Annotated in this window: 15 protein-coding genes; 6 read left to right on the top strand and 9 right to left on the bottom strand. The window is 62.0% G+C overall.

What is annotated here, in order from left to right:
- Positions 1-71 precede the first annotated feature (71 nt).
- Both ABX75_RS01725 and pap read right to left on the bottom strand, forming a co-directional pair.
- Positions 72-1,256 carry a thiolase family protein gene (locus ABX75_RS01725; protein ID WP_034114632.1) on the bottom strand — a complete coding sequence of 395 codons (1,185 nt, stop codon included), beginning with the start codon at positions 1,254-1,256 and terminating at the stop codon, positions 72-74.
- A gap of 470 nt (positions 1,257-1,726) precedes the next feature.
- Entirely contained in the window at positions 1,727-3,241 is a 1,515-nt protein-coding gene (gene pap, locus ABX75_RS01720; protein ID WP_034099313.1) for a polyphosphate:AMP phosphotransferase, read from the bottom strand.
- Positions 3,242-3,393: 152 nt separating this feature from the next.
- On the opposite strand from pap, the gene mnmC reads away from it, so the two are divergent.
- The 5 genes from mnmC to ABX75_RS01695 all read left to right on the top strand — a co-directional run bounded on the left by mnmC (position 3,394) and on the right by ABX75_RS01695 (position 10,670).
- On the top strand, positions 3,394-5,382 hold the full coding sequence (mnmC, locus tag ABX75_RS01715) for a bifunctional tRNA (5-methylaminomethyl-2-thiouridine)(34)-methyltransferase MnmD/FAD-dependent 5-carboxymethylaminomethyl-2-thiouridine(34) oxidoreductase MnmC (RefSeq protein WP_034099315.1): 1,989 nt from the start codon (positions 3,394-3,396) through the stop codon (positions 5,380-5,382).
- A 188-nt stretch (positions 5,383-5,570) separates the two neighbouring features.
- Positions 5,571-7,343 carry an N-acetylglutaminylglutamine amidotransferase gene (locus ABX75_RS01710; protein WP_034099317.1) on the top strand — a complete coding sequence of 591 codons (1,773 nt, stop codon included), beginning with the start codon at positions 5,571-5,573 and terminating at the stop codon, positions 7,341-7,343.
- Between the two features lie 3 nt (positions 7,344-7,346).
- Positions 7,347-9,095 carry an N-acetylglutaminylglutamine synthetase gene (gene ngg, locus ABX75_RS01705; RefSeq protein ID WP_047881347.1) on the top strand — a complete coding sequence of 583 codons (1,749 nt, stop codon included), beginning with the start codon at positions 7,347-7,349 and terminating at the stop codon, positions 9,093-9,095.
- Between the two features lie 103 nt (positions 9,096-9,198).
- Positions 9,199-10,383 (top strand): osmoprotectant NAGGN system M42 family peptidase, encoded by a 1,185-nt coding sequence (locus tag ABX75_RS01700; protein ID WP_034099320.1) that lies wholly within the window; start codon positions 9,199-9,201, stop codon positions 10,381-10,383.
- A gap of 59 nt (positions 10,384-10,442) precedes the next feature.
- Positions 10,443-10,670, top strand: coding sequence for a YheU family protein (locus ABX75_RS01695; RefSeq protein ID WP_003192759.1), 228 nt, complete (start codon positions 10,443-10,445; stop codon positions 10,668-10,670).
- 10 nt (positions 10,671-10,680) lie between these two features.
- Here ABX75_RS01695 and csrA read toward each other — a convergent pair whose 3' ends face one another.
- The gene (gene csrA / locus ABX75_RS01690; RefSeq protein WP_034099321.1) at positions 10,681-10,884 is read right to left on the bottom strand and encodes a carbon storage regulator CsrA; all 204 of its coding nucleotides are present in this window, start codon (positions 10,882-10,884) and stop codon (positions 10,681-10,683) included.
- Between the two features lie 318 nt (positions 10,885-11,202).
- A complete protein-coding gene (locus tag ABX75_RS01685) occupies positions 11,203-12,018 on the bottom strand; it encodes an SDR family oxidoreductase (RefSeq protein WP_034138785.1) in 816 nt (271 codons plus the stop codon).
- 329 nt (positions 12,019-12,347) lie between these two features.
- On the opposite strand from ABX75_RS01685, the gene ABX75_RS28170 reads away from it, so the two are divergent.
- The gene (locus ABX75_RS28170; RefSeq protein WP_003192767.1) at positions 12,348-12,500 is read left to right on the top strand and encodes a DUF3309 family protein; all 153 of its coding nucleotides are present in this window, start codon (positions 12,348-12,350) and stop codon (positions 12,498-12,500) included.
- A 55-nt stretch (positions 12,501-12,555) separates the two neighbouring features.
- On the opposite strand, the gene ABX75_RS01675 is transcribed toward ABX75_RS28170, so the two are convergent.
- The 5 genes from ABX75_RS01675 to ABX75_RS01655 form a co-directional block, all read right to left on the bottom strand.
- Entirely contained in the window at positions 12,556-14,643 is a 2,088-nt protein-coding gene (locus ABX75_RS01675) for an LTA synthase family protein (RefSeq protein ID WP_040268962.1), read from the bottom strand.
- A 270-nt stretch (positions 14,644-14,913) separates the two neighbouring features.
- Complete coding sequence (locus tag ABX75_RS01670) at positions 14,914-15,105, bottom strand: PLDc N-terminal domain-containing protein (RefSeq protein WP_003172956.1); 192 nt, start codon at positions 15,103-15,105, stop codon at positions 14,914-14,916.
- 67 nt (positions 15,106-15,172) lie between these two features.
- Entirely contained in the window at positions 15,173-15,703 is a 531-nt protein-coding gene (locus tag ABX75_RS01665) for a hypothetical protein (RefSeq protein ID WP_034099325.1), read from the bottom strand.
- Between the two features lie 41 nt (positions 15,704-15,744).
- Positions 15,745-16,257, bottom strand: coding sequence for an ankyrin repeat domain-containing protein (locus ABX75_RS01660; RefSeq protein ID WP_034099327.1), 513 nt, complete (start codon positions 16,255-16,257; stop codon positions 15,745-15,747).
- Positions 16,258-16,368: 111 nt separating this feature from the next.
- Positions 16,369-18,195, bottom strand: coding sequence for a long-chain-acyl-CoA synthetase (locus ABX75_RS01655; RefSeq protein ID WP_047881346.1), 1,827 nt, complete (start codon positions 18,193-18,195; stop codon positions 16,369-16,371).
- Between the last annotated feature and the right edge of the window lie 168 nt (positions 18,196-18,363).

Below are 18,363 nucleotides of genomic sequence, written 5' to 3'. Positions count from 1 at the left end.
CTAGGGGCAAGCGCACGCATAGGGATACGGTGCTGTTTAACGGTGGGAGAGGTCTCCCCCCCAACTGTGGCTTAGCGCACGGCTTCGAACAAGCCGGTGGCGCCCATGCCGCCGCCCACGCACATGGTGACGATGCCGTAACGCAGGTTGCGCCGTTGCAGCTCACGCACCAGATGCCCCACTTGCCGCGAGCCTGTCATGCCGAACGGATGACCGATGGAGATCGATCCACCGTTGACGTTGTATTTGGCGTTATCGATTTCCAGGCGATCCCGTGCGTACAGGCACTGCGAAGCGAACGCCTCATTGAGTTCCCACAGGTCGATGTCCGCCACTTGCAGGCCCTTGGCCTTGAGCAACTTGGGCACCGAGAACACCGGGCCGATGCCCATTTCGTCCGGCTCGCAACCGGCAACGGCGAAGCCGCGGAAAAACGCCTTGGGCTTGAGCCCCAGCTCCAGGGCCTTGTCCAGGCTCATCACCAGGGTCATCGAGGCACCGTCGGAGAGTTGCGAGGAGTTGCCCGCCGTCACCGATCCGTCTTCGGCAAATACCGGTTTCAACCCGGCCAGGCTCTCCAGGGTGGTGTCGGGACGGTTGCAGTCGTCACGGTCGACCACGCCGTCAAGGATCTGCACCGCGCCGGTGTTTTTGTCTTCGACTTTGTACTTGACCGCCATGGCCACGATTTCATCGTCGAACAAGCCGTCCGCCTGGGCCTGGGCCGTACGTTGCTGGCTTTGCAGGGCGTAGAGGTCCTGGGCTTCGCGGCTGACGTGGTAGCGCCGCGCGACGATCTCGGCGGTCTGGCCCATGGGGAAGTAGATGCCCGGCACTTGCTCCTTGAGCAGCGGGTTGATCAGGTTATCGGTGTTGACGCTTTTCATGGTCAGGCTGATGGACTCCACGCCGCCGGCAACGATGATGTCGCTGCAGCCGGAAGCGATCTGGTTGGCCGCGATCGCGATCGCCTGCAACCCCGAGGAACAGAAGCGGTTGAGGGTCATGCCTGCCGTGCCGGTGCCCAATTGCGAGAGCACCGCCACATTGCGCCCGATGTTGTAGCCCTGGGCGCCCTCGTTGGAACCGGCACCGACGATGCAGTCTTCCACACTGGCCGGGTCGAGGCCGTTGCGGCTCAGCAGCGCGTTGACGCAATGGGCCGCCATGTCATCGGGACGGGTCTGGTTGAACTTGCCGCGAAAAGACTTGGCCAGGCCGGTTCGCACGCTGTCAACGATCACTACTTCACGCATGGGCTACCTCGATCTTGTCATTGTTGGGAGATGGATCGAGGATAGATCCGCACCTGCCCGACCGCGATGATCATTCATCCGGCGTATGCAAAAGCATGGCTCGGTGGGGGCACTGGGGAGGTGATGAGCCAGGTTTTATGGTGAAGGGAATTTTGGCGTGGATAGACTTATTGTGGTGAGGGGGCCAGTTGTGGTGAGCGGGCTTGTCGAATCGTCGCACCGCCCGCGCTGGGCTGCGAAGCAGCCCCAAAACCAGGCACCTCGGAGGATCAGCTGACACCGTATTCCAAGGATTGGGGCCGCTGCGCAGCCCAGCGCAGGGCAAGCCTGCTCACCACAAAAAACCTGCTCACCATAACTGGCTCCTCACAACAACAGCCCCCTTCTCCACAGCAAGCCCCTCACCATACAGGGCCCCTCACCACGGCAGGTCCCTTCACCACGACAGTCCGGTCTGTCATACAAGGGGATTATTTTTTGGTCTTTTTATCGTGCTTTTCGGACTGGGCGAACGCTTCCTCCAACGCGCGGTTGATGGTGCGCAGCACCTTGACCCGCGCCCAGCGCTTGTCATTGGCCTCCACCAATGTCCACGCCGACACTTCGGTGCTGGTGCGGTCGACCATATCGCCCACGGCGGTGCGGTAGTCGTCCCACTTGTCGCGGTTGCGCCAGTCGTCTTCGGTGATTTTGAAGCGTTTGAATGGGATCGACTCACGCGCCTGGAAGCGCTCCAGTTGGGTGTCCTTGTCGATGGCCAGCCAGAACTTGACCACGATCACCCCGGCATCGCGCAGTTGCTCTTCGAAATCGTTGATCTCGCCATAGGCGCGCATCCAGTCCGCCGAGGTGCAGAAGCCTTCGATACGCTCCACCAGCACGCGGCCGTACCATGAGCGGTCGAACACGGTGAACATGCCGCGCGCCGGGATTTTCTGCCAGAAGCGCCACAGGTACGGCTGGGCTCGTTCGTCTTCGCTCGGCGCGGCAATCGGCACGATGTGGTACTGGCGCGGGTCCAGCGCCGCCGCCACGCGACGGATGGCGCCGCCCTTGCCCGCCGCATCGTTGCCTTCGAACACCGTGACCAGCGCGTGCTTGCGCATGCGTTTGTCGCGCATCAAACCGGAGAGGCGCGCCTGCTCGGTGATCAGCTGTTCTTCGTAATCGTCTTTGTCCAGGCGCAATGTCATGTCGAGGCTGTCGAGCAGGCTCTTGCGGTCCACCGAGGCCACCAGCGGCGCGGGGTTCATGCCGCTGCTCCTGGCCTTGGCCATTTTCAGAGCGTTTTGCAAGCCTTCGAGGAGGATCTTGCCCACGGTCAGGCCACGGTAATACGGGTCGACCCCTTCGATCACATGCCAGGGCGCATAGTCGCGGCTGGTGCGGCGCAGCACGCGCTCACCGAAATGCACGAACTTGTCGTAGGTTTGGGACTGTTGCCAGTCCAGCGGGCTGATGCGCCAGCTGTGCAGCGGGTCGTCGGCCAGGGCCTTGAGCCGCGCCTTCATTTGCTTCTTGGAGAGGTGGAACCAGAACTTGAAGATCAGCGCGCCTTCGTCGCAGAGCATTTTTTCCAAACGTTCGGCGCCGGCGATGGCCTGGTCGAGCCGGGCATTCTTGATCTGGCCGTGTACGCGGCCTTGCAGCATCTGGCTGTACCAGTTGCCGAAAAACACGCCCATGCGGCCCTTGGCAGGCAGTTGGCGCCAGTAGCGCCAGGCCGGTGGGCGCGCCAGTTCTTCGTCGGTCTGCTGATCGAAGGTGCGCACCTCAATCAGGCGCGGGTCCATCCACTCGTTGAGCAATTTGACCGTTTCACCCTTGCCCGCCCCTTCTATACCGTTGATCAGCACGATTACCGGGAAGCGTTTTTGCTGATGCAGTTCGTACTGCACCTCCAGCAAGGCTTCGCGCAGGGCCGGGACTTCGGCGTCGTAGGTGGCTTTGTCGATGGCGTGACCGATTTCGGCAGATTCGAACATGGGCGGCTCCGTTCCAGAAGTGAGCAAGACTAGCGGATTGGGCAACGCCGTGCGGAAGGAAATTCAACGCGCCCTTGCCGTGGGTCAATTCAAATGAGGTTGATCGGCTAGAATGGCCGCCTTGCTTTCGCCTGCTTAGTTACGAGCCGCCCATGACCCCCGTATCGCCCAACGCCCAGCTCGACTGGGACGCAGAAGGTCGCCCGCATTCGCGGGTGTTCGACGACGTGTATTTCTCCGACCAATCGGGCCTGGAAGAAACCCGCTACGTGTTTCTGGAACAGAACCGCCTGCGCGAACGCTTCGCCGCCCTCAAACCTGGGGAGCGCCTGGTCATCGGTGAAACCGGCTTCGGCACCGGCTTGAATTTTCTCTGCGCCTGGCAGTTGTTCGAGCAGCACGCCTGTGCCGACGCGCGCCTGCACTTTATCAGCGTGGAAAAATACCCCCTCACCCACGCCGACCTGCAACGCGCCCTCGCCCTCTGGCCGCAGCTGCAACCGTTCGCCGCGCGTTTGCTGGCGCAGTACCACGCCATCCATCCCGGTTTTCAACGACTGCTGCTGGACAGCGGCCGCGTGACCTTGACCCTGCTGATCGGCGATGCCATGGAGCAATTGCCGCAACTGGACGCCCAGGTCGACGCCTGGTTTCTCGACGGGTTCGCCCCGGCCAAGAACCCCGACATGTGGACCGCCGAGTTGTTCGCCGAACTGGCGCGGCTGGCGGCCCCTGGCTCTACCATCAGCACCTTCACCAGCACCGGCTGGGTGCGACGCTTGATCAATGCCGCCGGGTTCAAGATGAAACGCACGCCAGGTATCGGGCATAAATGGGAGATCCTGCGCGGCGAGTTTCTCGGCTGGCCGGCCGACACAGCGGCGCCAGCACCGATCAAACCCTGGTTCGCGCGCCCCGCGCCGGTCCACGGCGAACGCAGCGCGTTGGTGATCGGCGGCGGCCTGGCCGGTTGCACCACCGCCGCCAGCCTCGCCGCGCGCGGTTGGCGCGTGCAATTGCTGGAGCGCCACGCGGGCCTGGCCGAGGAAGCCTCGGGCAATCCTCAGGGTGTGCTGTACCTCAAGTTATCGGCCCACGGCACCGCGTTGTCGCAGTTGATCCTCAGCGGGTTCGGCCACACCCGGCGCCTGCTCGAACACCTGCACCGTGGCGTCGACTGGGACGGCTGCGGCGTACTGCAACTGGCCTTCAACGCCAAGGAAGCCGAACGCCAGGCCCAACTGGCAGCGGCGTTCAGCCCGACGCTGCTGCATGTATTGGACCCGGCCCAGGCCCAGGCCCGGGCCGGGGTGGCATTGGAACACGGGGGGTTGTTCTTCCCCGAAGGCGGCTGGGTCCACCCGCCGGCGCTGTGCGAATGGCAGGCGCGGCACCCGTTGATCGAGGTGTTACAACACCGTGACGTGCTGGCGCTGCAACAGGTCCAAGGCCAGTGGCAGGCCCTCGACGGCGATACCGTATTGGCCAGCGCCAGCGTGGTGGTGCTGGCCGGCGCCGCCGAAATCAAGCGCTTCCCGGCCAGCGCCGAACTGCCGCTCAAACGCATTCGCGGGCAAATCACCCGCTTGCCGCAGACCGTCGCCAGCCAAGCCCTGGCCACCGTGGTCTGCGCCGAGGGCTACGTGGCTCCACCGCGTTTGGGCGAGCACACCCTGGGAGCCAGCTTCGATTTCAAGAGCGACGACCTGGCGCCGACGCACGCCGAACACCTGGGCAACCTGGACATGCTGCGGGAGATCTCCGAAGACCTCACGCAGCGCCTGAACGCCGACCAACTGCCCGTCGAACAGCTGCAAGGCCGCGCCGCGTTCCGTTGCACCAGCCCCGACTACCTGCCGATCGTCGGGCCACTGGCCGAGCGCGACGCGTTCGACCAGGCCTACGCCGCCCTGCGCAAGGATGCACGCCAGATCCCCGCCACTGCCTGCCCGTGGCTCGACGGTCTGTACATCAACAGCGGCCATGGCTCGCGCGGTTTGGTCACGGCGCCGCTGTGCGCGGAACTGCTGGCGGCCTGGCTGGATAACGAACCGTTGCCACTGCCGCGCAGCGTGGCCGAAGCCTGCCATCCGAACCGTTTCGCCTTGCGCACGCTGATTCGCGGCAGCGGCGCGTCATAACCCCAGCCACCCTGAGCTGCCACCCCCACCGCGCGGCCAATCAAGGCCGCGTGGGCCGACAAGGCCCATTGCCTTATAACGTATTGTTCTAAAACTCCCACAATCTGCTCGGGTCAGTCTCTGGGTACCCGCCGTTTTGGCGCGCGGTACTTCTATCCCTCCCCAACGGAAAAACCGGTAAGGAATTTATGTGCGGATTAGCTGGTGAGTTACGTTTCGATGCCCAACCTGCCGACCTGGCTGCGGTTGAGCGCATCACCCATCATTTGGCGCCACGCGGCCCTGACGCGTGGGGCTTCCATGCCCAAGGGCCGATTGCCCTGGGCCATCGCCGCCTGAAAATCATGGACCTGTCGGATGGCTCCGCCCAGCCGATGGTCGACGCTCAACTCGGGCTGTCCCTGGCATTCAACGGCGCGATCTATAACTTTCCGGAGCTGCGCGAGGAACTTGAAGCCCTCGGCTACGCGTTCTATTCCGGCGGCGACACCGAAGTGCTGCTCAAGGGCTATCACGCCTGGGGCGAAGCGCTACTGCCCAAGCTCAATGGCATGTTTGCCTTCGCCATCTGGGAGCGCGACGCGCAGCGGCTGTTTATCGCCCGCGACCGCCTTGGCGTGAAGCCGTTGTACCTGTCGCGCACCGGCCAGCGCCTGCGCTTTGCCTCTGCATTGCCGGCACTGCTCAAGGGCGGCGATATCAACCCGATCCTCGATCCGGTGGCGCTCAATCACTACCTGAATTTCCACGCGGTGGTGCCAGCGCCGCGCACCTTGCTGGCGGGCATCGAGAAGCTGCCTCCGGCCAGTTGGATGCGCATCGACGCCCAGGGCAACATCGAGCAGAAAACCTGGTGGACCCTGCCCTACGGTCCCCATGACGATGAGCAACACCTGACCCTGCAAGACTGGACCGACCGTGTGCTCGACAGCACCCGCGAAGCCGTGGCGATCCGCCAACGTGCCGCGGTGGATGTGGGCGTGCTGCTGTCCGGTGGTGTGGATTCGAGCATGCTCGTGGGGCTGTTGCGTGAAGTCGGCGTGCAGGACCTGTCGACATTTTCCATCGGTTTTGAAGATGCCGGCGGCGAGCGCGGCGACGAGTTCCAGTACTCGGACCTGATCGCCAAGCATTACGGCACGCGCCATCACCAATTGCGCATTGCCGAAAGCGAAATCATTGAGCAATTGCCTGCGGCGTTCCGCGCCATGAGCGAGCCGATGGTCAGCCACGACTGCATCGCGTTCTACCTGCTGTCGCGAGAAGTTGCCAAGCACTGCAAGGTGGTGCAGAGCGGCCAGGGCGCCGACGAATTGTTCGCCGGTTACCACTGGTATCCGCAGGTCGATGGCGCCAGCGATCCGTACGCAGCCTATCGCGAAGCCTTTTTCGACCGCAGCTACGACGACTATGCGGCCACCGTCGCGCCCAAGTGGCTGACCGTCAACGACGCTGCCGGCGATTTTGTGCGCGAGCATTTTGCGATGCCGGGCGCCGATGCCGCAGTGGACAAGGCCCTGCGCCTGGACAGCACGGTGATGCTGGTGGACGACCCGGTCAAACGCGTCGACAACATGACCATGGCCTGGGGCCTGGAAGCGCGCACGCCCTTCCTCGACTACCGCCTGGTGGAACTCTCGGCCCGTGTGCCAGGTAAGTTCAAACTGCCCGATGGCGGCAAGCAAGTGCTGAAAGAAGCCGCGCGCCGAGTGATCCCCAGCGAAGTCATCGACCGCAAGAAGGGCTACTTCCCCGTGCCCGGCCTCAAGCACTTGCAGGGCGACACCTTGAATTGGGTCCGCGAACTGCTGCTGGACCCGAGTCAAGACCGCGGCCTGTTCAACCCGGCCATGCTCGATCGTCTGCTGACCGACCCTCAAGGCCAATTGACCCCGCTGCGCGGCTCCAAACTGTGGCAACTGGCGGCGCTGAACCTGTGGCTCAGCGAACAAGGAATCTGATTGATGAAACCTCACGCCGCGGCTTACAGCCAACGTTTGCTGAAGGGCCAGACGCCGACCTATGAGCGCCTGCAAGCCCGCCTGGCCGAAGATGGCAGCCCCCTGGCCGCCGAGCCGATTGCCGTGCACTGCGGCTGGGGCCGCTTGTTGATCGGTCACACCTTCCCAGACCCGTCCAGCCTGGCCCAGGAACTGCTCAAGGAGCAGCCGGGCGAGCGCGATATCGCGCTGTATGTGGCCGCGCCCCAGCAGATTCTGGGGATCGACCCGCAGCAATTATTCCTCGACCCGTCCGACACCTTGCGTCTGTGGTTCAGCGATTACCGCCCGGCCACTCGTGTGTTTCGCGGGTTTCGTATTCGTCGCGTACAGAGCGAGGCCGATTGGCAGGCGGTCAACCGTTTGTATCAAGGCCGCGGCATGTTGCCGGTGGACGCTGAACGCCTCACCCCGCGTCATCAGGGCGGCCCGGTCTACTGGCTGGCTGAAGATGAAGACAGCGGCGCGGTGATCGGCAGTGTGATGGGCCTGAATCATCAAAAAGCCTTCCACGACCCTGAAAACGGTTGCAGCCTCTGGTGCCTGGCGGTCGACCCGCAGTGCACCCGCCCCGGCGTGGGCGAAGTGCTGGTGCGCCACTTGGTCGAACACTTTATGAGCCGTGGCCTGAGCTACCTTGACCTGTCGGTGCTGCACGATAACCGCCAGGCCAAGAACCTCTACGCCAAGCTGGGTTTTCGCGCGCTGACCACGTTTGCGATCAAGCGCAAGAACGGCATCAACCAGCCGCTGTTTCTCGGCCCCGGTCCGCAAGCGGAGTTCAACCCCTATGCGCGGATCATCGTCGAAGAGGCCCATCGCCGCGGCATCGATGTGCAGGTGGACGATGCCGACGCGGGCCTCTTCACCCTCAGCCACGGCGGGCGCCGCGTGCGCTGCCGCGAGTCGCTGAGCGACCTGACCAGCGCCATCAGCATGACCCTGTGCCAGGACAAGAGTCTGACCCACAAAGCCTTCAAGGCGGCCGGGTTGAACGTGCCGTCCCAGCAGTTGGCGGGTAGCGCCGACGACAATCTGGAATTTCTCGACGAACATCAGCGCGTCGTGGTCAAGCCCCTCGACGGCGAGCAAGGCCAGGGCGTGGCCGTGGATCTGCAAACCATCGAAGAGGTGCAGCAGGCCATCGAAGCGGCGCGGAAGTTCGACAGTCGTGTGCTGTTGGAGAGCTTCCACGAGGGCTTGGACCTGCGCATTCTGGTGATCGGCTTCGAAGTGGTCGCCGCTGCGATCCGGCGCCCCGCTGAAGTCACCGGCGATGGTCAGCATTCCATCGGCGCGCTGATCGAAGCCCAGAGCCGACGCCGCCAAGCCGCCACCGACGGCGAAAGCAAGATCCCATTGGACGCCGAAACCGAGCGTACCCTGGCCGCTGCCGGTTATGACTACAGCAGCATCTTGCCACGCGGCAAAACCCTGGCTGTGCGTCGCACCGCCAACCTGCACACCGGCGGTTGCCTGGAGGACGTCACCGCGATCCTGCACCCCACGCTGGTGGACGCCGCCGTGCGCGCCGCCCGGGCCCTGGACATCCCCATGGTCGGCCTGGACCTGATGGTGCACGCCGCCGATCAACCCGAGTACGTGTTTATCGAAGCCAACGAACGGGCCGGCCTGGCCAACCACGAGCCGCAGCCAACGGCGGAAAAATTCGTGGATCTGTTATTTCCCCATAGCCAGCCCAGCGCTCTATAGCCGCTGGCGCACTGGCTTTCTGTGGTGACGGCCTGCTCGGTTGAGCAGGCGTGTCGGGCAAGTCAGCCCACTCCACCACCGTGTTAAATCATCAGGAGTTCTTATGACCCGAACCATTCCCGAACCGGATCTCAACTACCTGCAAAAAGTCCTGCTGGAAATGCTCGCCATTCCCAGCCCTACCGGTTTTACCGACACCATCGTGCGGTATGTGGCCGAGCGTCTGGAAGAACTGGGCATTCCGTTTGAAATGACCCGGCGCGGCACCATTCGCGCCACCCTCAAAGGTCAGAAAAACAGCCCGGACCGCGCAGTGTCGGCGCACTTGGACACCATCGGCGCCGCCGTGCGCGCGATCAAGGACAACGGCCGCCTGACCCTGGCGCCGGTGGGCTGCTGGTCGAGCCGCTTTGCCGAAGGCAGCCGCGTCAGCCTGTTCACCGACAACGGCGTGATCCGCGGCAGCGTGTTGCCCCTGATGGCCTCCGGGCACGCATTCAATACCGCCGTGGATGAGATGCCAGTGAGCTGGGACCACGTCGAACTGCGCCTGGACGCCTACTGTGCGACCCGTGCCGACTGCGATTCCCTGGGCATCAGCGTAGGTGACTACGTGGCATTCGACCCGTTGCCCGAGTTCACCGAGAGCGGACATATCAGCGCCCGTCATTTGGATGACAAAGCCGGCGTCGCCGCCCTCCTCGCCGCCCTCAAGGCGATTGTCGATAGCGGCGAACCGTTGCTGATCGACTGTCACCCGCTGTTCACCATCACTGAGGAAACCGGCAGTGGTGCGGCGGCGGCGCTGCCGTGGGATGTGAGTGAATTCGTGGGTATCGACATCGCGCCGGTCGCCCCCGGTCAGCACTCCAGCGAACATGCGGTGAGCGTGGCCATGCAGGATTCCGGCGGGCCCTACGACTACCACCTGTCCCGGCACCTGCTGCGTCTGGCGGCGGATAACGAACTGCCGGTGCGCCGCGACCTGTTCCGCTATTACTTCAGCGATGCCCATTCGGCAGTGACCGCCGGCCACGATATCCGCACCGCGTTGCTGGCATTCGGCTGCGATGCGACCCACGGCTACGAACGCACCCATATCGACAGCCTTGCTGCCCTGAGTCGTTTGCTGGGCGCGTATATCCTCAGCCCGCCGGTATTCGCCAGCGATGCGCAACCGGCCCAGGGCTCACTGGACCGCTTCAGTCATCAGATCGAGCACGAAACGCAGATGGAGAGCGACACGCGAGTGCCGTCGGTGGACAGCCTGGTGGGTCAAAAGTCCTGACACTGGCAACTGGGGTCCCGGCGCAGTAGGATCGCCGGGGTCCAACACCTGAGGCTTGTATGCTGATTCCCTACGATGCACTTGAAGTCGATACCCTGACGCGCCTTATCGAAGACTTCGTCACCCGCGATGGCACCGACAACGGTGACGACACGCCCCTGGAAACCCGCGTGCTACGTGTGCGCCAGGCGCTGACCAAGGGCCAGGCCCTGATCGTGTTCGACCCTGAGAGCGAACAGTGCCAACTGATGCTCAAGCACGACGTGCCCAAGCATCTGTTCGATTGACGGAGGATCTTCAGGGGTTGGGGACTGCCGCCGGGTGTGTGGCGGCAGCTTGGCGTTTGCGGATTTTCTGATGCACCTCGGCGCGATGAACATTCACCCCGGCCGGTGCGTGGATGCCGAACTTCACTTGGTTACCGTTCAATTCGACGATGTGCAGGGCGATTTCATCGCCGATGGCAATGCTTTCGCCTACAGCGCGGCTTAAAACCAGCATGGCGGTTGTCCTTTTTAGAATGACAGGATCCCGACCATGCTCGCCCGATGTAGAAGCATCAATGCCCTGCCACTAAAACAGGCAGGACCTACATCAACTGGTAATTTAGCTGACAGACTAAGTGAAAGATGCAGAGGGTTTTCCCCGCTTTCATAAATCCAAACGCTGACGCATAACCCATCGGGGGCAAGCCCCCTCCCACAGTTGGACGTGTTCACAGTTCAAAAGGTGGGAGGGGGCTTGCCCCCGCTATGGCTACAGGTAGCTGCACATCTTCGGTGAAAACTTACCCTGAGAATTGAGGTTCTTGTGCTGAGTTCAGCTTTTGGTTGCCTGCGCTTTGGCGCGCATTTTGTCGGCCATACTGGCCATTTCATCGTAGAGCAGCTGCGGATTCTTCTGCTTCAACGCCCACGCCATCCGCCCTTGCTCGTGGGGCAGAATCATGAATTCTCCCTCGGCCACACGCTGGTAGATGTAGTCGGCAATATCCGCCGCCGAAATCGGCGAGCTCTCCAGCAACTTACCGACCTGCGCTTTCATGGCCGGCGTCGGGCCTCGGAACGAGTCCAACAGGTTGGTCTGGAAGAACGATGGGCAGACCACATGCACACCGACCTCCTGCTGCTTGAGTTCCACCAGCAGACTCTCGGACAGCGCCACCACACCGGCCTTGGCCACGTTGTAGTTGCTCATGGCCGGGCCCTGCATCAGTGCCGCCATGGAAGCGATGTTGATGATGCGCCCCTTGCTCTTCTCCAACAGCGGCAGGAACGCCTTGCAGCCCTTGACCACCCCCATCAGGTTGATTGCGATCTGCCAGTCCCAGTCTTCCAGCGACAACTCGGCGAAGAACCCACCGGAAGCCACCCCGGCGTTGTTGACGATCACATCGATGCCTCCCAGCTTGACCTCGCAAGCCTGGGCAAACGCGGTGAGCTGGCTGTAGTCGCGCACATCGCAACGCTGCACGAAACCATCGCCGCCGGCTTCGCGTACCTGCTTGAGGGTTTCCTGCAGGCCGGGCTCGCTGACATCCGACAAGGCCAACTGCCAGCCCTCGCGTGCCCAGCGCAGCGCGATTTCGCGACCCAGGCCGGAGCCGGCACCAGTGATCATCATGCGATTTTGCATAAGAAGTAGCCTTGTGGTTCACAGTAGAAGTGATCGGCAGTGTAGCGAAGGTTTCCACGCGCCCCACGCACCATCAGAGTGATGAATGCCCCAGGCAAACCCGCGGCCGGGTCAGATGCCTCAGCTCTCTCTAAGTTCAATCTTTTTCAACTAAGCAGGGTTTTAGCCACGTATTTAAAAGAAATAACCAGGTTATCGAAATGCTTTAAAAAAACAGGGAATTTTCTGTGAAGCACTACAGTCGGAGTTGTTAAGGCGCCCGTAACTAAGAGTACGGTCCTACCGTTAAATAACCTGTCCTTGCATAAGGCCTATAAGGAAATAAAACCATGAGCCTCATTCTCATCATCATCCTAATTCTGTTGCTGGTCGGCGGTCTGCCGGTGTTCCCGCACTCACGTAACTGGGGTTATGGCCCGTCGGGTATTCTCGGCGTGGTACTGGTCGTACTGCTGGTGCTGTTGTTGCTCGGCAAGATATAAAACCGCGGTAAAAAAAAGAGGCCCTCAAGAGGGCCTCTTTTTTATTGCCGGTTAATCAGTCCGGCTTGCCGTCCACCACACCGGCGGTGTTATCCAACAGGCTCTTGGTCGCCGTTTGCAGGAACGACTCAAGTTTCTGCTTGAGGGCCGCCTCATCCGAAGACTCCGGAATCAGTTTGCCGGTCGGGTTGGCACCCAACTCGTACTGCCACAACTTCGGTGGCATTTCCTTGGGCAGTACCAGGATGCGGTCCGCAGTGACCAACGCCACGGTCTGATCGCTGCCCGAAGGCTTGATCACGCCGAAGCCCTTGTCCCCTTCCGGCAGGTTGAGCAGGTCGCGGCCCCAGCACTGGTGCAGAGTTTCCCCACCCAGGCGGCCCATGATGGTTGGCACGATGTCGATCTGCGTACCCACGGTGTGGTCGCGCTCGCCGAACTTTTCCTGCATGCCCGGCGCAATCATCAGCATCGGTACGTTGAAGCGGCCCAGGTCCATCTCAGTGATTTGCTGTTCGTTGCCGAAGCCGTGGTCGCCGACGACCACAAATAAGGTTTCCTTGAAGTACGGTTCCTTGCGCGCCTGCTCGAAGAACTGGCCCAGGGCCCAGTCGGAGTAACGCATCGCGGTCAAGTGCTCGTTGAGGCTGCCACGGTCAGTGACTTTCTCCACCGGCAACGGCGTCGGCAACGCGTACGGCGTGTGGTTGGACAGGGTTTGCAGCAGCGCGTAGAACGGCTTGCCGCCTTCACGGGCCTTCAACTCTTGCAGGCCTCGGTTGAACATATCCTGGTCGGACACGCCCCACGTCGGGTCGGAGAATACCGGGTCGACGAAGTCATTGCGGCCAATGAAGTTGGTCATGCCCTGGTTGCTGAAGAAGCCAGACTGGTTGTCCCAGGCGAAGTCGCCGTTGTAGACATACACGTCGTCAAACTTGCGAGCGCTGAGCAACTGCGGCAGGCCCGACAGTTTGTGGCTGCCTTCGGGGGTCTGCATCAGGTATTCGAAACCCGGCAGGTTCGGGAAGCAGGCCATGGTGGCAAACATGCCCTGGTGGGTATGGGTGCCGTTGGAGAAGAAGCGATCGAACAGCAGGCCTTCCTTGGACAATTTGTCGAAGTACGGCGTGATGTTGCCCGGACGGCCCAGCGCGCCCACCGAGTGGCCGGCGAAGCTTTCCATCAGGATCACCACGACGTTCTTGATCGGCAGGGTTTTCTCGGCCGGCGGCAGGAAGTTACGGCGCACGGCGGCGGTGTCGGTATCCACCAATTTTTCCGTCGGCAGTACCAGCATGTCGCGCACGGTCTGGGTCGCCAGCGGCTGCTCCAAAGTGGCCTTCCAGATGTTGGAGCGGTCTTCGGAGAAGCGCGACTTGGCCGCCGCAATCAGCGACAGCGTGCCATTAAGGCCCAACTGGTTGGCGAAGTTGGAGTCAGTGGTGTACACGTCGCCCCAGCGCAGCGGCGGGCCCTGGCGCAGGGTGCCACGGGCGGCGACCACGGCCACCAGCAGGCACACCACGAACACGGCGATGCGCGAATACCACGGCGCCACTTGGCGCGTGCCGATGCTGCCGCCGCTGAACGGGCCGCGCGGGCGCGTGGCGCGGTCGGCGCCTTTGAAGGCCATGCTCAGAATCAACGTACCCACGGCCCACGCCAGCAGGTAACGCACCACCGGGAAACCGTACCAGAGCATGCTCATCACGGTTTTCGGATCTTCCTTCACATATTGGAAGACCAGGCCGTTGAGGCGCTGGTGGAACTCGCGATAGAAGTCCATTTCCATCAGGCCCAGGAACAGGGCGATGCTGGACGCGACGGTCAACCACAAACGGAAGAACCCACGCGCGGCCATCGCGCGCACGCTGAACAGCGCCAGCAATAGCGGAATGCTCAGGTACACCACCAAGCGCAAGTCCAGGCGCAGGCCGTTGCCGAACGCTTCAAGGAAGGTCGAGGCCGGTGTGTCGAGGATCATCTCGCGGTTGTATACCAGCAGCGCCAGGCGCAGCAGGGAGAACATCACCATCATGACCAGTGCGCAGAGCAGCGTGTATGCCAGATGGGATTTGACGGTCGGTTGCAGCAGACGAGTCGAGGCTCGCTGCTGGCTCAGGGCGTCCGGGTTTGCCATGTCGTTTCAGGACCCATTGGAAGTTGAAGTGACGAAGTATTGCAGTGGCGCGAATGGTGCCCGATCAAGGCCGGCAAGGCTATTAAATTACTGAACGGGGAGCTTTACCGCGCCTTGATTGGCGCGCAGCTGGAACCGGGGGGAATTGTCTTGGAGGGGATGTGAAAATTCCGTGCAACGCATATTTCGATACACAAATTTCCAGACAGGACGGCAAGCCCGTGTGGGAGGGAATGGCTCCCTCCCACACGTAACACCTGAACGCTATAGTCAGATCCGCACGTTACCGCGCGGCCCGGCGATCGCCCAGATAATCAGGCCCAGTACCGGCAGCAGCAGGATCAGCAGGATCCACAACACCTTGGCCCCGGTGCTGGCGCCGCTTTTGAAGACGTTGATGATCGCCCAGATATCCAGCGCGAGGATGATCAGGCCGATCAGGCCATTGAACGTGGAACCCATGGTGTCGCTCCTAAGTGAGGGCATGCCCTTGTAGGATAGTCAGCCCCTGCCAGGGTTCCGTTTTATTTCAGACATGTACGGCGATTTTCAGGGCTTCCAGGGACGGCTCGGCCTTGATCCCGACCTCGGCGCACAATTCCAGCACCCGTGGCAGGACGTTGCCATGGACCAGCACCACTTGAATCTCATCGTCCAGCAACTGGCTGAAGTTCACCAGCACATAGCCACCGTCTTCCTGGCTCAGGGCGCTCATCTGCACCTGGATGCGATTGAGCGCGGTCAGCGCTTCGGTCTTGGCCAGTTGTTTGGCCTTAAGGTTGAACGCCACACCCGGGCCGAACGACGCGACGATCTGGGCAAACAGGTCGCCATAAGTGTCAGCCTGGAACAGCACCGTGTCCGGCAGGCTGCCGACCACCACCCACTCCCCCAGGGGGATCGGGAAAGTGTCGTCGTAGTTGATATCCGGGTTGGCGGCCAGAAACGCCGCCGGATCGGCGTAGGCCTGAGCGGCCTCCTCGGCGATGCGCGCCACCTCATCCTCGCCCATGACGCCGGCGCTGATGTGGCTGATGAGTTCGACGAGGGCGGTTTTCATGGGGCGTTCCTGTTGCGGGCTGATTTTCGAGGGCGCAAAGCCTACACCAGATTCTGCAAGCGCGCCGCTGTATCCATCGCGCCCATGGTCTGCGCCGCTGCCAACGCGGTGGCGCCCTGGGCGTCGGTGGCCTTGGGGTTGGCGCCCTGGGCGAGCAGGTAGTCGAGCATTTCGACGCGATTGAACATCGCCGCCATCATCAATGCGGTGCGACCGTCCGACGACGCGGCTTCCACCGGCGTGCCGCCTTCGATCAAGGCCTTAACTACGGGCAGGTTGCCTTTGAACGCCGCGCCGGCAATCGGCAATTGGTTCTTATCGTTAGCGATCAACGGGTCGGCCTTGAACTCCAGCAGCACTTTGACCGCCTCGGCGTGACCGTGGTACGCCGCCAGCATCAGCAAGGTGTCGCCATTGTGATTGCGAAAGTTGGCCGGCAAGCCCTTAGCCAGCAGCGCGGCGAGCATGGCGGCATCGCCTTTGCGAGCCACATCGAAAACCTGTTCGGCAAATTCGGCGGCTTCGTCTTCGGTCATTTGTTTGGGGGCAGACATGGGGGCTCCTTGGCGGGTGCGAATTCAAGTACTGAATATGGCGCCCAGTGTCGCGATGGAGTTCCCCACTGTCATGGCTTTTTTGTCAAAAGTGTCCATAGACACACTCAATCAATAGCGGAAATGGCCACCCTGAATCTGCGCCAATAGCTCGCCAGTGATCGGCACGTAACCATCCGACCCCGGCAGCCAGGCATACACCGGGTCGTTGCCCGCCTTGGCCGGGTCGAAAGCCTCTTCCTTGAGCCGCACCTTCTGGTACTTGAATGTGCCGGTGGTTTCCATCTGCACCTTGATCCGCAGGAACAGCGGCACTGCGTAAGGGGGCAACTGGCCGTGGGCGAATTGCAGCAGTTCACGCATGTCCAGCGCGGCCAGGGACTCGCTGGGGGTGATGGCGACCATGCCGGCGCGGCCATTGGTGTTGTCGATTTCCACTCCGTAGGCCACAACTTCGGCAATCTGCGGGTGTTGCAGCAGGACGTTTTCGACTTCGGTGGTGGAGACGTTTTCCCCTTTCCAGCGATAGGTGTCCCCCAGGCGATCGACGAACTGCGCGTGGCCGAAACCGATGCTGCGTAATAGATCGCCGGTGTTGAAATAACGGTCGCCCGGTTCGAAGACGTCGGTGAGGATGACCTTGCGGTTTTTTTCTGGGTCGGTGTAGCCGTCGAAGGGCGACTTGTCATCGATCCTGGCCAGCAGCAGCCCCTGCCCGCCCGTCTGGACCTTGCGCATGAAGCCATCGCCGCCACGGATCGGTTCGCCGCTGTCGTGGGCGTAGTCCACCAGCGCCCAGTGCTGCAGGCAAAAACCGATGGTGTTGTCGAAATTCAACACATTGGTGAAGCCGATGTTGCCGTCGCTGGCGGCGTACAGCTCGCAGATATGAGCCACGCCATAGCGCGCCTTGAACTGCGCCCACACGCCGGGGCGTAGGCCATTGCCGACCATCTTGGTGACGCGGTTGTCGCGGTCGTTTTCGCTGGACGGCTGGTCGAGCAGGTACCGGCACAACTCGCCCACGTAGCCCAGGGTGGTGGCGTTGAACTTGCGCGCATCGTCCCAGAACTGACTGGCGCTGAACTTGCGACGGATGGCGAACCCAGACGCGCCGACAATCGCCGAGCCCCAGCACACACATAGGCCGGTGGCGTGGTACAGCGGCAAGGTGCAATACAGGACGTCGTCGGGGCCCATGTCCAGGGCAATGCGGCCGAAACTCACGGCGGTCTTGGTCCAGCGTCCATGTTTCATGATGCCGGCCTTGGGCAGGCCAGTAGTGCCGGAGGTGTAGATATAGAAGCAGGGGTCGTTGAAGAACACCTGGGCGGTGCTGGCAGGGTTAGCCTGCGCGCAGTCGGCGCTGGCTGCGATCAGGTCGACATAGCCCTCGGGCAGCGACGCTGACGACTGATCAGGCACGAACCATGTCCGTTCGGCCTGGATCGGCACCTGATCGCGCACCGCGTCATAAACACCGACCAACTCCGCGCCGACCACGATCGCCACCGGGCTGACCAGGTTAAGGCTGTGCACCAACGTGGCCTGGGTTTGCGCGGTGTTGACCATCGCGCAGATGCCGCCCAACTTGGCCACGGCCAGTACGCACAGCAATAATTCCGGGCGGTTTTCGATAAACAGCGCCACCACATCGCCCTTGCCAATGCCTTGGGCGTGTAAGTGGTGGGCGATCCGATTGGCCTGTCGGTTGACATTGGCGTAACTGAGCACGCGGTCGCCGTACAGCACCGCGTTGCCGTCGGGGTTGCGCAAGGTGGCTTGTTCAAACTCCCAACCCAGCCCGCAAGGTTGGCCGGGGTCGGTGACATTCGCCGCGCGCATGCCACGCACCACGCGCGGCAAAGCGCGAACAATGGCGGGCACCTTACGTAGCATCTTGCCCCAGGTGATCATGTCGTCATGCGGAGGGTTCATGGCGGAACGTCCTTTTTCTTATTCTTCGTATGATCCGCACACAGCAGCATCACCGTAGGAAGCTGCTAAATGCCTTGCAGGAAAATACGTCAGCCCTTCTTCAGCTGTACACGCAGGATTTGAAAAGTTTTGTATCCCGACGGATGCGCTCGGGAAAAAGGGAATTTA

It is taken from the genome of Pseudomonas sp. ARP3 (assembly GCF_001029595.1).
GTDB lineage: Bacteria > Pseudomonadota > Gammaproteobacteria > Pseudomonadales > Pseudomonadaceae > Aquipseudomonas > Aquipseudomonas rhodesiae.
The sequence above is the reverse complement of the archived record's forward strand: the minus strand, read 5'-3'. Positions and strand labels throughout refer to the sequence as shown.